Origin of the sequence: Streptomyces roseoviridis, from assembly GCF_039535235.1 — a bacterium.
Classification (GTDB): Bacteria; Actinomycetota; Actinomycetes; order Streptomycetales; family Streptomycetaceae; genus Streptomyces; species Streptomyces roseoviridis.
In genome coordinates this window covers 7,249,817-7,262,901 of sequence record NZ_BAAAWU010000001.1, presented here as the reverse complement: position 1 = coordinate 7,262,901, position 13,085 = coordinate 7,249,817, and the positions used below count along the sequence as shown (strand labels likewise).

The 13,085-nt window shown below is 74.4% G+C and carries 14 protein-coding genes; 9 read left to right on the top strand and 5 right to left on the bottom strand.

The window, feature by feature from the left end; translation table 11 throughout:
- The first annotated feature begins 44 nt into the window (after window positions 1-44).
- Genes ABD954_RS32725 through ABD954_RS32700 form a run of 6 tightly spaced genes read left to right on the top strand, consistent with a single transcriptional unit; the run spans window position 45 to window position 3,681 of the window.
- A complete protein-coding gene (locus ABD954_RS32725) occupies window positions 45-1,232 on the top strand; it encodes a cytochrome P450 (RefSeq protein WP_345491596.1) in 1,188 nt (395 codons plus the stop codon).
- A gap of 14 nt (window positions 1,233-1,246) precedes the next feature.
- A complete protein-coding gene (locus ABD954_RS32720; protein WP_345491594.1) occupies window positions 1,247-1,438 on the top strand; it encodes a ferredoxin in 192 nt (63 codons plus the stop codon).
- 38 nt (window positions 1,439-1,476) lie between these two features.
- Window positions 1,477-1,944, top strand: a complete 468-nt coding sequence (locus tag ABD954_RS32715; RefSeq protein ID WP_345491592.1) for a hypothetical protein — start codon at window positions 1,477-1,479, stop codon at window positions 1,942-1,944.
- Between the two features lie 57 nt (window positions 1,945-2,001).
- Window positions 2,002-2,373, top strand: a complete 372-nt coding sequence (locus ABD954_RS32710; protein WP_345491590.1) for a PadR family transcriptional regulator — start codon at window positions 2,002-2,004, stop codon at window positions 2,371-2,373.
- Window positions 2,370-2,933, top strand: coding sequence for an HAAS signaling domain-containing protein (locus ABD954_RS32705; protein ID WP_345491588.1), 564 nt, complete (start codon window positions 2,370-2,372; stop codon window positions 2,931-2,933). Before ABD954_RS32710 ends, ABD954_RS32705 begins: the two co-directional genes overlap by 4 nt.
- Window positions 2,934-2,937: 4 nt before the next feature.
- Window positions 2,938-3,681: a class I SAM-dependent methyltransferase gene (locus ABD954_RS32700; RefSeq protein ID WP_345491586.1), complete on the top strand. Its 744-nt coding sequence runs from the start codon at window positions 2,938-2,940 to the stop codon at window positions 3,679-3,681.
- 94 nt (window positions 3,682-3,775) lie between these two features.
- Here the strand turns inward: ABD954_RS32700 and ABD954_RS32695 are convergent, their stop codons facing one another.
- Together ABD954_RS32695 and ABD954_RS32690 are read right to left on the bottom strand one after the other, a co-directional pair.
- Window positions 3,776-5,581, bottom strand: coding sequence for a S8 family serine peptidase (locus ABD954_RS32695; protein WP_425584118.1), 1,806 nt, complete (start codon window positions 5,579-5,581; stop codon window positions 3,776-3,778).
- A 456-nt stretch (window positions 5,582-6,037) separates the two neighbouring features.
- A complete protein-coding gene (locus ABD954_RS32690) occupies window positions 6,038-6,397 on the bottom strand; it encodes a dihydrodipicolinate synthase family protein (RefSeq protein WP_425584092.1) in 360 nt (119 codons plus the stop codon).
- Between ABD954_RS32690 and ABD954_RS32685 the strand changes: the two genes are divergently transcribed.
- On the top strand, window positions 6,396-6,923 hold the full coding sequence (locus ABD954_RS32685) for an MFS transporter (RefSeq protein WP_345491582.1): 528 nt from the start codon (window positions 6,396-6,398) through the stop codon (window positions 6,921-6,923). The two genes, ABD954_RS32690 and ABD954_RS32685, sit on opposite strands and share 2 nt — an antisense overlap.
- A gap of 269 nt (window positions 6,924-7,192) precedes the next feature.
- Here the strand turns inward: ABD954_RS32685 and ABD954_RS32680 are convergent, their stop codons facing one another.
- Together ABD954_RS32680 and ABD954_RS32675 are read right to left on the bottom strand one after the other, a co-directional pair.
- Window positions 7,193-8,203: an aminoglycoside phosphotransferase family protein gene (locus ABD954_RS32680; RefSeq protein ID WP_345491580.1), complete on the bottom strand. Its 1,011-nt coding sequence runs from the start codon at window positions 8,201-8,203 to the stop codon at window positions 7,193-7,195.
- A 119-nt stretch (window positions 8,204-8,322) separates the two neighbouring features.
- On the bottom strand, window positions 8,323-8,724 hold the full coding sequence (locus ABD954_RS32675) for a DUF5997 family protein (RefSeq protein WP_345491578.1): 402 nt from the start codon (window positions 8,722-8,724) through the stop codon (window positions 8,323-8,325).
- Window positions 8,725-8,782: 58 nt separating this feature from the next.
- Between ABD954_RS32675 and ABD954_RS32670 the strand changes: the two genes are divergently transcribed.
- Window positions 8,783-9,625, top strand: coding sequence for a LysR family substrate-binding domain-containing protein (locus tag ABD954_RS32670; protein WP_425584091.1), 843 nt, complete (start codon window positions 8,783-8,785; stop codon window positions 9,623-9,625).
- Between the two features lie 563 nt (window positions 9,626-10,188).
- On the opposite strand, the gene xylB is transcribed toward ABD954_RS32670, so the two are convergent.
- Window positions 10,189-11,676, bottom strand: coding sequence for a xylulokinase (gene xylB / locus ABD954_RS32665; RefSeq protein ID WP_345491576.1), 1,488 nt, complete (start codon window positions 11,674-11,676; stop codon window positions 10,189-10,191).
- Window positions 11,677-11,783: 107 nt separating this feature from the next.
- Here xylB and xylA point away from each other — a divergent pair, with 107 nt between their 5' ends.
- On the top strand, window positions 11,784-12,953 hold the full coding sequence (gene xylA / locus ABD954_RS32660; RefSeq protein ID WP_345491574.1) for a xylose isomerase: 1,170 nt from the start codon (window positions 11,784-11,786) through the stop codon (window positions 12,951-12,953).
- The last annotated feature ends 132 nt before the right edge of the window (window positions 12,954-13,085 follow it).

Genomic DNA, 13,085 nt, shown 5'->3' with positions numbered 1-13,085 from the left:
CACCACCGCCGAAACCGATGCCCAGCCGTCTGCGAGGTCCAGACATGACCGAAGCCGTGGCCTTTCCCCAGGACCGGACCTGCCCCTACCACCCGCCGGCCGCCTACGACTCCCTGCGCGGGCAACGCCCGTTGTCGCGCGTCACCCTCTGGGACGGACGCCAGGTGTGGTTCGTCACCGGACACCGGGCCGCCCGGGCCCTCCTCGCGGACCAGCGGCTGTCCACCGACTCCACCCGGGACGACTTCCCGCTGCCGACCGAACGGATCGCGAGCGTGCGCCGGCGCCGGGCCGCGCTGCTGGGCTGGGACGACCCCGAACACAACGCACAGCGGAGGCCGCTGATCCCGGGCTTCTCGCTGCGGCGCACGGAGAACCTGCGGCCGCGGATCCAGGCGACCGTCGACCGGCTCCTCGACGCGATCGAGGAGAAGGGGCCGCCGGCCGAGCTGGTCGGCGCGTTCGCCCTGCCGGTGCCGTCGATCGTCATCTGCGACCTGCTCGGCGTGCCGTACGAGGACCACGACTTCTTCGAGGAGCAGTCCCGCCGGCTGCTGCGCGGCCCCACCGGCGCGGACACCGAGGACGCCCTCGAACGCCTGGAGGGATACCTGGGTGACCTGATCGACCGCAAGAGGGCCGAACCCGGCGAGGGGGTGCTCGACGACCTGGTGGCGCGGGGCCGCGAGGACGGCGGGCCCGACCGCCGGGAGCTGGTGGAGCTGGCGACCATCCTGCTGGTCGCGGGGCACGAGACCACGGCCAACATGATCTCCCTGGGAACGTACACGCTGCTGCGCCATCCCGAGCGCCTCGCGGAGCTGCGGGCCGATCCGGCCCTGCTGCCCACGGCGGTGGAGGAGCTGCTGCGCTTCCTGTCGATCGCGGACGGCATGCTGAGGGTGGCGCGCGAGGACGTCGAGGTCGGTGATGTGGTGATCCGGGCGGGCGAGGGCGTCGTCTTCGCCACGTCCGTCATCAACCGGGACGACGAGGTCTACGCCGATCCGGACACGCTCGACTGGGCGCGGCCCGCGCGGCACCACGTGGCGTTCGGCTTCGGGATCCACCAGTGCCTGGGGCAGAACCTGGCGCGCGCGGAGCTGGAGATCGCGCTGGGGACGCTGCTGCGCAGGCTGCCCGGGCTGCGACTCGCCGCGCCCGCGGAGGACATCCCCTTCAAGCCCGGGGACACGATCCAGGGCATGCTCGAACTCCCCGTCACCTGGTGAGAGGAAACCGGCCGATGCGCATCTCCCTCGACACGGACGTCTGTATCGGCGCCGGGCAGTGCGCCCTGGTCGCGCCCGACGTCTTCGCGCAGGACGACGACGGCTTCGGCACCGTCCTCCCCGGCCGCGAAGACGGCGGGAGCGGAACGCTCGTCCGCGAGGCGGCCCGCGCCTGCCCCGTCCAGGCGATCACGCTGGACGCGTAGGCGTTGCCCGGCGCCGCGCGCCGGGGCACGATCGGGGCGTGTTCGAGGTGCTGCCCGGGGTGGGGCTCGTGCTGCCGCGCGGTGCGGGCCTGCTGCGGTTCGGCATGCCGGAGCGCGGCGCCCAGTGGGCCGTCGCGACGCTTGCGGACGTCCGCCGGACCTGGGTCTGCGGAACCGGGTGGTCCTTCTCGGCCTCGTACGAGGGCCTGGACCTGCTGGTGTGCGGGGACACGGCCGACCGCTGGGGCCGGGCCGAGCACACGGTGGACGGGCTGGCGCTCGTCCACCTCACCCGGTGCGGCGGCGACGCGGCGGCGAGAGGGCCTGCCGCCGTGCCGGTGGTGCTCGGGGACGTGGACGTGTTCGGCTACCCGGCGGGCGAGGTCCTGGACGCCCTGACGGCCTCCCCGCAGCCCAACGTGATCCTTCCGGCCGCGCCCTCACCGGCCGGCTGCCTGACGGGGATTCTGCTCTCTCCGACGGAGACGCGGCTCTCGGCCGGCTGAGGGCCGCGTTCCGGGTCGCCTTGTGTGGACCACCCCCTGACAGCTATCTTGCATTGCATGGTTCCTGGTGACGCAATGAACGAGGCGGGGGGCAGGGTTCCCAGCCAGCTCCGCAAGGGAGTGCTGGAGCACTGCGTTCTCGCGCTGCTCAGGGACGGGCCGAGATACGGCGTCGAGCTGCTCTCCGAGCTCTCCGCGGTCAGCGTGATGACCACCAGCCAGGGCACGATCTACCCCCTGCTGTCGCGACTGCGCCGCGAAGGGCTCGTCGACACCGAGCTCCGCGAATCGCCGAGCGGCCCGCCCCGCCGCTACTACACGCTCACCGCCATGGGCCGGGCGGCGCTCGCCGACTTCACCCGGGCATGGCCGCAGTTCCGGGACGCCGTCGACCACTTCCTCAACGACCCGCAGGGGGACCGCTCATGAACACCACCGACCACCCGCTCGTCACCGCGTATCTCGACGCCGTGGCGCGGGAGACCGCGCAGCTGCCCGCCGAGCGCCGCGCCGAGCTCCTCGCCGACCTCCGGGAGCACGTCGAGGTCAGCGGAGCCGTGAGCGAGCAGGAGCTCCGCACGGTCCTGGCCGATCTCGGCGAGCCCCGTACGGTGGCGGCCTCCGCACTCGCCGAGGAGCCGCTCGCCGGCAGGGCGCCCGCGGCCACCGCCCCCGACCGGCCGGCGCGCACCCGGCTGACCGTGACCCTGCTCGGCTGCGCCGGCCTGGTCTTCCTCTTCAGCGCGGTCGCCGGCTCCGTCGCCCTCGTCGCGGGCCTGGTCCTGCTGTGGGGCTCCCCGCACTGGAAGACCCGCGAGAAGGTCATCGGCACGGCCACCTCGGCCGCCGTCCCCGTCCTCCTCCTCGGCGGCGCCCTCCTTCTGGCGGCCCCGCGGATCGGCCCGATGGAGCTGCTGCTCCTCGGCCTGTTCTCGCTCGTCGTGCCGGTGCTCGGCGCCGTGGCCCTGCTGCGTGCCCTGCGACGGTGACGCGGTGACGGACGCCCGGCCCCGCGCGCGGGCGAACGACTACGACGGCTTCGCCGAGGCGTACGCGGCGCACACCGAGAACAACCTCGTCAACGCCCACTACGAGCGGCCCGCGATGCTGGCCCTCGCCGGGGACGTGGCAGGGCGCCGCGTCCTGGACGCCGGCTGCGGCGCGGGCCCGCTGTCCGCGGCGCTGCGCGAGCGCGGCGCGGTCGTCACGGGCATCGACGCCAGCGCCGCGATGGTGGCGCTGGCCAGGCGGCGGCTCGGTGCGGACGCGGACCTGCACGTGGGCGATCTGGCCGAGCCGCTGCCGTTCGCCGACGGCGCGTTCGACGACGTGGTCGCATCGCTGGTGCTGCACTACCTGGAGGACTGGGGCCCGGCGCTGGGCGAGCTGCGGCGCGTGCTCCGGCCCGGCGGCCGCCTGATCGCGTCGGTGGAGCACCCCTTCGTGGCCTACACCTTCCAGGATCCCCGGCCCGACTACTTCGCGACCACCCACTACGGCTTCGACTGGGACTTCGGCGGGCGGTCCGCCCCGATGAGGTTCTGGCGCATGCCGCTGCACGCGATGACGGACGCCTTCGCCGACGCCGGGTTCCGTCTTGCGGTCATCAGCGAGCCCCGGCCCGACCCGGCCGCCCGGGAGCTGTTCCCCGACGGGTTCCGGGACCTCGCGACCCGGCCCTGCTTCCTGTTCTTCGTCCTCGACGTACCGCGGGAGGCCCCGGCCGCGGACGCGTAGGCGCCGACCGTACGCGCCGACCGTACGCGCCGAGCCCCCGGGAGTCTTCTCCCGGGGGCTCGGCGTGCGTCGGGCGGGCGGCCCGTGAGGCGGTCTAGAAGGTCAGGTTCCAGGCGTCGACGCGGCCCGTGTCCTGGGAGGCGATGTCCTGGACGCGGAGCTTCCAGGTGCCGTTCGCCGTCTCGGCGGAGGCGTTGACCGCGTAGGTCTTGGCGACGTCGTCGGCGCTGTCGCTGTTGGCGAAGTCCTCCAGCGGGTAGACCGTGCCGTCCGGGGCGACGAGGGAGATCACCAGGTCACCGCGGTAGGTGTGCTTGATGTCGACGCCGACCTTGAGCGTCGCGGGGGCGTTGCCGGCGACGCCGGAGACGGTGATGGGGCTCTCGACCGTCGCGTTGTCGACGATGGTGACGTCCGCGAGGTTCTCGAAGTACGGGCCGGTGGGCGGCGGGGTCGCGCCGCCGACCGCCTTGAGCGCGTCGACCTGGCCCTCGCCGAAGAAGCCGTTCTTGGCCGTGGTGCCCGTGCAGCGGCTGTCGGAGGGGCAGGCCCTGTCGGTGGCCTGCGTCGCCAGGGCGTTGCGGATGTCGGCCGGCGTGTAGGACGGGTTCACGCTCGCGAGGAGGGCGGCGACACCGGCGACGTGCGGGGAGGCCATCGACGTACCGCTCATGGAGCCGTACTTGCCGCCCGGCAGGGTCGAGTAGACGCCGCTGGCGCCGTCGCCGCCCGGGGCGGTGATGTCGATGATGCCGTTGCCGAAGTTGGAGTACGAGGCCTTCGCGCCGCCGTTGGCCTGCGCGGAGACCGTCACCACGCCCGGCAGCTCGGTCGGGATGTCGATGCAGGCGTTGGTGAGGGTGCGGGTGACCGGGGTCGAGTCGTTGGGGCTCTCGGTGTCGGTCGTCTTGTTGGCCAGGTCGTAGTTGGCGTTGCCGGCCGCGGCGACCTGGAGCGAGCCCTTGGACTCGGCGTAGGCCTGGGCCCGGCGGACGCCCTCGATGATGGCGGCCTGGTCGACGTTGTCCGGGCAGTTGAACTGCCAGGGGTCGGTGTAATAGCTGTTGTTGGTGACCTTGAAGCCGTGGTCACCCGCCCACATGAACCCGCAGATGGTGTTCTCCGCGAAGAACAGGCTGGTGGTGGGCTCGGCGATGCGCACGGAGGAGATCTTCACTCCGGGAGCGACGCCGATGACGCCCTTGCCGTTCTTCGCGGCGGCGATGGTGCCGGCGACGTGGGTGCCGTGGGTGCCGACGTCGCGCCAGGCGCCGGCGCGCGTGTCGGCCTTGCCGTAGGCGCAGGAGACGGAGTCCGCGGCGTTGAAGTTGGGGGCGATGTCCTGGTGCCGGTCGTCGACGCCGGTGTCCAGGACGCCGACCTTGACCGCGGCGGAGCCGGTGGTGACGGCCCATGCCTGGTCGGCCTTGATCTGGGTCATGTCCCAGCGGTTGGTCTCGTTCAGCGTCGTCGTGGACTGCGACGGGTTCGCCGGCAGCGCCGGGTTGTACGCGTCGGCCGGGACGTCGGAGGTGCGGGTCGCGCCGACCTGCTGCACCCCGGCGACGCCGCGCATGGTGGCGGCGAAGGAGGCGGAGGTCGAGTGGGCGACGACGACGCCGATGGCGTCGTAGGCGGCGAAGACGGTGCCGCCGTTGGAGGTGACGGCCGTGCGGACGGCCGTGGTGTCACCGGGCGTCGTGATGACCAGGTACGCGCGCGTACCGGCGGCCCAGGCGGCCGTGGCGGCCTGCGCGCCGGCCGCGGACTTCGCCGGCGCCTGCGCGGCCGGGGCGGTGCGGGCCTCCTTGGCCGCCTTCTCCACGGGCAGGACCTGCGCCTGCGCGGGGGCGGTGAGGGCGACGGTGGCGCCGACGACGACGGCGGCCGCGACCGGCAGTCTCAGCCGGCTCGATATGTGGGAAAACAATGCGTCCTCCGATGGCCCGGAGGAGCTGGTGGCACCGGCCGGGCCCTGTGATGTGTGGGGTGGACGCAAGATCCCAGGACGCCGCTACCGGAGGGAAGGATTCTGCCCGCCATATCCCTTTCCGTTACCCATTGTTGATCTGACGGCACGCCACGTCGGGGACGAACGAGGTCAGGCGGGACATTCCCCTGCCACGGCCTTGACGGGCCGTCAGGTCGGCGTCGGCGCGTCCCTCCTCCGGCGGGAGCGGATGAGGGGACGGCGATGAGGAGCGCCCCCGCGGCGGCGAGCAGGAGGCGTCGGGACCAGGGGCAACACCCGGCCGTCGGCCTCCTGCCCCGTACCGCCACCGCACCGCACCGCACCGCACAGCACCGCACCCGCCGAGTGCGCCGCCACGGCGGGCCGCGGCCCGCCGCGCGCCGGTCAGCCGGCCGTCGACTCGGTCGCCGACGCGGCCTGCGACTCGGCCTCGGCCAGTTCCCTCAGTGCCGCCGCCACCGCCTCCTCGGAGGCCGGGAGCAGCGGGAGCCGTACGTCCGGGGTGGGAATGCGGCCCCGGGCGTGCAGGACTCCCTTGACGACGGCCGGGTTGGGTTCGGCGAACAGGCGCGTCGAGAGGCGGGCGAGGCGGTGTCCGAGGGCGCGGGCGCGGGAGGTGTCGCCCGCGCGCCAGGCGTCGGCGAGCGCGGCGAAGCGGTCGGTGGCCAGGTGCGCGGAGGCGAGGATGCCGCCGGAGGCGCCGAGGGCGAGCAGCGGCGAGACGAAGGCGTCGTCGCCCGCCATGTCGTCGGTGCTCGTGGTGTGCGGTTCGGCCCCGCTGGAGCGGCTCGCCGCGGCCCGGCTGAGCCGGACGGGCATGGTGCGGGCCGGACTCGTCCTCGTCTCCGGCGCGTTCGGGGCGACGGCGGTGCTGCGGGAGCTGCCGGGTGTCGCGGCGGCCGCGGTCTTCACGGTGCTGCTCACGCTCGGCCAGATGCTGGTGCTGCCGGCGACCCGGGCGCTGCTGCCGAACCTCGTCGACGAGCGTCGCCTCGGCCTCTTCACCGGCGCCCTGGCCTCCCTGTCCGGCCTCGCGGTCCTCGCGGCCGGCGCACCGGTCGGAGCGTTGCTCGACCTCGGCGGTGCGGTGCCGTGGCTGGTCCTCGGGGCGGTGCCGCTGCTCGCGCTGGGGTGCGTCCCGCGCGGAGGGGAACGAGGAGAGCGTGGTGCTGGGAGTGGTGCCGCTGCTGCCGCCGGCGTTCGTTCCGCACCGAGCAGGACGAACGGAGCGGAGCGGGGGAGGCACGGCGGCCGGGGTCAGGGCGCATGACCGAGACGTCAGGCACCCCCCGCCTCTGCCACCACTTCCTCCTCCGGCTCCGGCTCCGGCTCGGAGCGGGTCGCGGACCGCTTCGTCCGACGCCGCCGTCGACGCGTGGCGGGCCGGGCAGCAGGCCCCGTGGGGACGACTGCGGTACACCGTCGCCGAGGCCGATCTGGCCCGGCACCTCGGCGGGGCGGGAACCGGCTCCCTGCGGGTCCTCGACCTCGGCGGCGGGGACGGCGGTGACGCGGCCGGGCAGGCTTTCCGTACGCGCCCTAGAGAAGATCCGGTGCGGTGAAGAGTTCCCGGATCCAGTGGGCGCTCGCCTCGTGGCAGTCCGTGGCCGGGGTGCCGGGGAAGAGGCGGAACCAGGAGACCGCGCGGCCGACGGCGGCCAGGCGGACGGCGAGGGTCGCGGCGCGGCGGAGTTCCGGGAGGGTGGGGCCCAGGTCGTTCCAGGGCTCCAGGTACGCGTCGCGGACGCGGATCATGGTGTCGGGGCCGTAGCGGTCGCGGACGGCGCGGGCGGGGACGAGGAGGCTCGCGAAGGGGTGGGCGACGGCGGCGTCGCCCCAGTCGAAGAAGGTGAAGCGGCCGGGGCCCGAGGCGAGGAGCTGGGCGTCGTGCAGGTCGCAGTGGTCGAGCGAGTCGGGGACGCCGACGGCGTCGAGTTCCGCGCACCAGTCGAGCAGGCGGGGGCGGTGCGCGCGCAGGGAGCGGCGGTCGGCCGGGTCCAGGGTGGGGTTGCTCTCGACGAGGTCGTCGAAGATGCCCGGCAGGTGTCCGGTGCGGGCACTGGGGACGCCGAGGGCCGTCATGCGGTCCGTGTACGGGGTGAGGGCGCGCTGCATGCGCGCGTACTGGCCGACCGCCGCCGGCCAGTTGGCCGGTCCGGCGTCGCCGGTGTCGAGGACGTGCCGGAACAGCGGTCCGCCGTCGGGGAGCAGGGACCAGCCGCGGTCGGCGTCGACCGCCAGCGGGGTCAGGACGTGCTCGGGAACCCATCGCGCGAGTGCGTGTCCGAGGCCCGCCTCGAAGGCGTTGCTCGGCGCGCCGGCCTTGAACCAGGCTGCGTCGCGCTCGCCCGGGCCGGTCGGGAAGCGGATGATGACCGACCAGGGGCGCACCCGTACCTCTCGGACGCCGGTGGCGCGCAGGCCGTGGCGGGCGAGCTGCCGCTCGGCCCAGTCGAGGGCGGCCTCGCGCCAGGCGGCTTCCTCCCAGGGGGTGACCGCGTGGGCGAACCGCCCCCGGTCGACCGTCGTCGTCGGTGTGTCGCTTCCCATCCGGCGATTCCACCACCGGGGGCGGAGACGCCGCATCCGAAATAGTTCCGGTGCGGAGAAGTCCGGCGGGGACCCTCCCCTCCGGGAGGATCCCCGCCGGGGGATGCGACCTCTACGGATCAGTCGCGGTCGGCGGCCTTCGCGGCCTCCTCCGCGCGCTTCTCCTTGATGCGGGCGGCCTCCTTGCGGACCTCGGCCTGGGTGGCGCGCTCCTTCTGCAGCCACTCCGGGTTCTCGTCCTTGAGGGCTTCGATCTGCTCGGTGGTCAGGGCCTCCGTGACGCCGCCGCGGGCGAGTCCGGAGATGGAGATGCCCAGCTTGGCCGCCACGACGGGCCGGGGGTGCGGGCCGTTGCGGCGGAGCTCGCGCAGCCACTCCGGCGGATCGGTCTGGAGCGCGTTGAGCTCGGAGCGGGAGACGACACCCTCGCGGAACTCGGCGGGGGTGGCATCGAGGTACACGCCCAGCTTCTTGGCCGCGGTGGCGGGCTTCATCGTCTGGGCGGTCTGGTGCTGCGTCATACCGACAAGAATATCGGTCGGGTGCGCCCCCGCCGACCACGGCCGGTAATCTGGGCTGGTGACAGGCTCGGACGCAAGCTCCTCCCCCAGTGCCCCCGCTCCCTCCGCTCCCCCGGCGGTGTCCTTCCGGCTGGCGTACGTGCCGGGGGTGACGCCCTCGAAGTGGGTGCGGATCTGGCAGGAGCGCCTGCCGGACGTGCCGCTGGAGCTGGTCCAGGTGGAGGCGGCCGAGGCGGCGGGGCTGCTGCGCGGGCGCGGCGCCGACGCCGCGTTCCTGCGGCTTCCGGTGGACCGTACGGAGCTGAGCGCCATCCCCCTGTACACGGAGACGACCGTCGTCGTCGTCCCGAAGGACCACCTGGTCGCGGCGGCGGAGGAGGTCACCGTCGAGGACATCGCGGACGACATCGTGCTGCATCCGCTCGACGACACCCTGGACTGGGAGGCGCCGCCGGGCCGTCCCGCCTTCGAGCGGCCGGCGACGACGGCCGACGCGATCGAGCTGGTCGCGGCCGGGATCGGGCTTCTGGTGGTGCCGCAGTCCCTGGCCCGGCTGTACCACCGCAAGGACCTCACGTACCGGACGCTGACCGGGACGCCGCAGTCGCAGGTGGCGCTGTCGTGGCCGGAGGACGCGACCACCGATCTGGTGGAGGACTTCATCGGGATCGTGCGGGGGCGCACCGTGAACAGCTCGCGGGGCCGCCGCTCCGACGAGCAGGCGTCGAAGACGGACAGGGCCGCGAAGGCGGCGAAGAACGCCAAGGGTGCCGGGAGCGGCCGCTCGGAGAAGCCGAAGCAGGGCCAGAAGCCCTCGGGCTCCGGCGCCCGCCGCCGGTCCGGCGGCGGGGGCGCGGCCCCCCGGGGCGGGCGGTCCGGCAAGCCGCGCCGCCGTTCCTAGGCCGGTCCGCCGAGCCCCACCCGACCGGTGACGCGGCTCCGCGCGGCCTGCGCGGCCTGATCGGCCAGGGCGGTGCCGTCCGTCCCTCGTTCACCCCTTCCCGCGCCGACTGCGGCCGACGCCGTGCACTCATGTGTCGCGGTGCCGGGCGGGCTCCTGGCGGGCAGGTGCTTCGCCGCCGAGGTCCTGGCCGTGGTCCGTCCTTTCGCCCTCTGCCGCACGGAGCCCTGTGGGCTCGCGCGGCCACTGCCGTCCGTGGCCGTCGACGCACGGGACGTCCCGGAGCGGGGGCACCGCCCGGCGGCGCTGCTCTCCCACCGCTGAGCCCACGGGGTCCTGCGGGCGGCGGCCGGGCGGGCCGGTGGCGCCGCCCGCCCGGCGCGGCCCTCGGGGCGGCCCGGTTCGGCTCGGCGCCGGTTCTCGTACGGCCCTCCGCTCCTGGGCCCCGGTTCTCGTGCGGCCCTCCGCTCGTGAGCCCGGTTCTCGTACGGCCCTCCGCTCGTGAGCCCGGTTCTCGTACGGCCCTCCGCTCGGGCCCGGTTCTCGTGGACGGCCCGGTCCGCTCAGCTCAGGAGCGTGGGGGCCGCCCTGTCCAGGACGTGCGCGATGCGGGTCCAGGTCTCCTCGTCCCGGGGCACGGGGGGCAGGGTTTCGCCCTCGCCGGTTCCCCAGGCCCGGGCGAGCGCCACCGGTGCGGCGCCGGTGACCGCGGCGGCGGCGAGGGCGGCGGCGCCGAGGGCGACGAGTTCGGTCGCGGCGGGCACCACGAGGGGGCGGCCGGAGAGGCGCCGTACGGTCCCGGTCCACGCGCGCCCCCGGGCACCGCCGCCGATGAGGCGCAGCGGCCGGTCGCGTACGGCCTGGTCGGCGGGGTCGAGCCCGCAGGCGGTGAGGAGTTCGTCGAGCGCGCGCAGCACGGTGAAGACGGCGCCCTCGTAGGCGGCGCCGAGCAGCGCGCGCGGTGTGCTGGAGTGCCGCAGTCCGGTGAGCAGTCCGGTGGCGTGGGGCAGGTCGGGGGTGCGTTCGCCGTCGAGGTACGGCAGGAGCACGAGGCCGTCGCCGGGTGCGGCGTCCTCGCGGTCGAGGCCGAGGAGGGTGGCGATCCGGTCGACGGCGAGGGTGCAGTTGAGGGTGCAGCCGAGTGGGAGGTAGCCGCCGTCGGCGGCGGCGAATCCGGAGAGACCGGGGCTCGCGGGGCGGGTGCGGGTGGCGGCGAAGACGGTGCCGGAGGTGCCGAGGCTGACCACCGGGTGGTCGAGGAGTCCGTCGCCGCCCGCGGCGCCGCCGAGGCCGAGGCCGACGGCCGCCGCCATGTTGTCGCCGGTGCCGACGGCGACGGCGATGCCGGGCGGGAGGCCGAGGGCGTCGGCGGCGGTGCGGGTGAGAGAGCCGGCGCGGGTGGCGGCGCTGGGCGCGACGGCCGGGAGCTGGGCGGGGTCGAGGCCGAGGAGGGCGAGCAGTTCGGGGTCGTAGGCGCCGTGCGCGGTGTCGTACCAGCAGGTGCCGGAGGCGTCGCCGGGGTCGGTGACGGCGATGCCGGCGAGCCGTTCGGTGAGGAAGTCGTGCGGGAGCCGGACGGCGGCGGTGCGGTCGGCGGTGGCGGGTTCGTGGGCGCGCAGCCACTGCCATTTCGCGGCGGTCATCGCGGCGACGGGGACGGAGCCGGTGCGGGCGAGCCAGGCGCCTGGGCCGCCGAGGGCGGTGGTGAGGGCGGCGGCCTCGGGTGCGGAGCGGGTGTCGTTCCAGAGCAGGGCCGGGCGCAGCGGGCGGCCGTCGGCGCCGAGGGCGACCAGACCGTGCTGTTGTCCCGCGACGGCGATGCCGGTGACGGCGGCGGACGGGACGGCGGCCTGCTTCAGGGCGTCGGCCACGGCCAGGGCGAGGGCGCCCCACCAGTTCTCGGGGTCGGTCTCGCGGGCGCCGGACTCGCCGGTGACGGTGTGCGGGGCACGGCCGAGGGCGAGCAGCGTGCCGTCCTCCGCGTCGACGACGGCGGCCTTGGTGGACTGGGTGGAGCTGTCGACGCCGATGACCACGGGACGCTGGGGCATGGGCCACCTCTCGTTCGCCGGGTGCGGGCTGGCGCCCGACGGCTCCCCGGCGGTATTAGTTATCTCAGAAAACAAATCTGGCGGCCAGCCTCGCGAAGGAGCCGGACATGCCGCAGAACCTCCTCCCCACTCCCGACGACCGCTTCACCTTCGGCCTGTGGACGGTCGGATGGCAGGGTCGCGATCCCTTCGGGGACGCCACCCGGCCGGCCCTCGACCCGGTCGAGTCGGTCGAACGGCTCGCCGCGCTCGGCGCGTACGGCGTCACCTTCCACGATGACGACCTCATTCCGTTCGGAGCGGAGGAGAGCGAGCGCGATACGGCCGTCAAGCGTTTCCGGGCCGCCCTGGACCGCACCGGCCTGAAGGTGCCGATGGCCACCACCAACCTGTTCACGCACCCGGTCTTCAAGGACGGCGCCTTCACCGCCAACGACCGGGACGTGCGCCGCTTCGCGCTGCGCAAGACGATCCGCAACATCGACCTGGCCGTCGAGCTGGGCGCCTCGGTGTACGTCGCCTGGGGCGGCCGGGAGGGCGCCGAGTCGGGCGCCGCCAAGGACGTCCGGGTCGCGCTGGACCGCATGAAGGAGGCCTTCGACCTGCTCGGCGAGTACGTCACCGGGCAGGGGTACGAGCTGCGCTTCGCGATCGAGCCCAAGCCCAACGAGCCGCGCGGTGACATCCTGCTGCCGACCGTCGGGCACGCGCTGGCCTTCATCGAGCGCCTGGAGCGGCCCGAGCTCGTGGGCGTCAACCCGGAGACGGGCCACGAGCAGATGGCCGGGCTCAACTTCCCGCACGGCATCGCGCAGGCGCTGTGGGCGGGCAAGCTCTTCCACATCGACCTCAACGGCCAGTCCGGCATCAAGTACGACCAGGACTTCCGGTTCGGCGCGGGCGATCTGCGGCAGGCGTTCTGGCTGGTCGACCTCCTGGAGACGGCCGGCTACGAGGGCCCGCGCCACTTCGACTTCAAGCCGGTGCGCACGGACGGCTTCGACGGGGTGTGGGAGTCGGCGAAGAACTGCATGCGCAACTACCTGATCCTCAAGGAGCGGGCGGCCGCCTTCCGGGCCGACCCCGAGGTCGTCGCCGCCCTGGCCGCCTCCCGCCTGGACGAACTGGCCCTCCCGACGGCCGCCGACGGGCTCGCGGGGCTGCTCGCCGACCCGACCGCGTACGAGACCTTCGACGCGCGGGCGGCGGCGGAGCGCTCGATGGCGTTCGAGCGGCTGGACCAGCTGGCCCTGGAGCATCTGCTCGGGGTGCGCTGACCGTCCCCTTCCCCAGGTCACGGCGACCCCGTCGGCACCCGGCCGGCGGGGTCGCGCCGCGTCCACGACAGCAAGCGCTTTCCCTTCCTCGTGCGCGAAGCATTGACGACGCCCCGACACCCCTCTAGCTTC

Excerpts from the sequence above, each read along its gene's own strand:
- ABD954_RS32725 (WP_345491596.1), top strand. The coding sequence starts at position 45 with ATGACCGAAGCCGTGGCCTTTCCCCAGGACCGGACCTGCCCCTACCAC.
- ABD954_RS32710 (WP_345491590.1), top strand. The coding sequence starts at position 2,002 with ATGGTTCCTGGTGACGCAATGAACGAGGCGGGGGGCAGGGTTCCCAGC.
- ABD954_RS32685 (WP_345491582.1), top strand. The coding sequence starts at position 6,396 with ATGTCGTCGGTGCTCGTGGTGTGCGGTTCGGCCCCGCTGGAGCGGCTC.
- ABD954_RS32705 (WP_345491588.1), top strand. The coding sequence starts at position 2,370 with ATGAACACCACCGACCACCCGCTCGTCACCGCGTATCTCGACGCCGTG.
- xylB (WP_345491576.1), bottom strand. The coding sequence starts at position 11,676 with ATGCCCCAGCGTCCCGTGGTCATCGGCGTCGACAGCTCCACCCAGTCC.
- ABD954_RS32675 (WP_345491578.1), bottom strand. The coding sequence starts at position 8,724 with ATGACGCAGCACCAGACCGCCCAGACGATGAAGCCCGCCACCGCGGCC.
- xylA (WP_345491574.1), top strand. The coding sequence starts at position 11,784 with ATGCCGCAGAACCTCCTCCCCACTCCCGACGACCGCTTCACCTTCGGC.
- ABD954_RS32720 (WP_345491594.1), top strand. The coding sequence starts at position 1,247 with ATGCGCATCTCCCTCGACACGGACGTCTGTATCGGCGCCGGGCAGTGC.
- ABD954_RS32680 (WP_345491580.1), bottom strand. The coding sequence starts at position 8,203 with ATGGGAAGCGACACACCGACGACGACGGTCGACCGGGGGCGGTTCGCC.
- ABD954_RS32690 (WP_425584092.1), bottom strand. The coding sequence starts at position 6,397 with ATGGCGGGCGACGACGCCTTCGTCTCGCCGCTGCTCGCCCTCGGCGCC.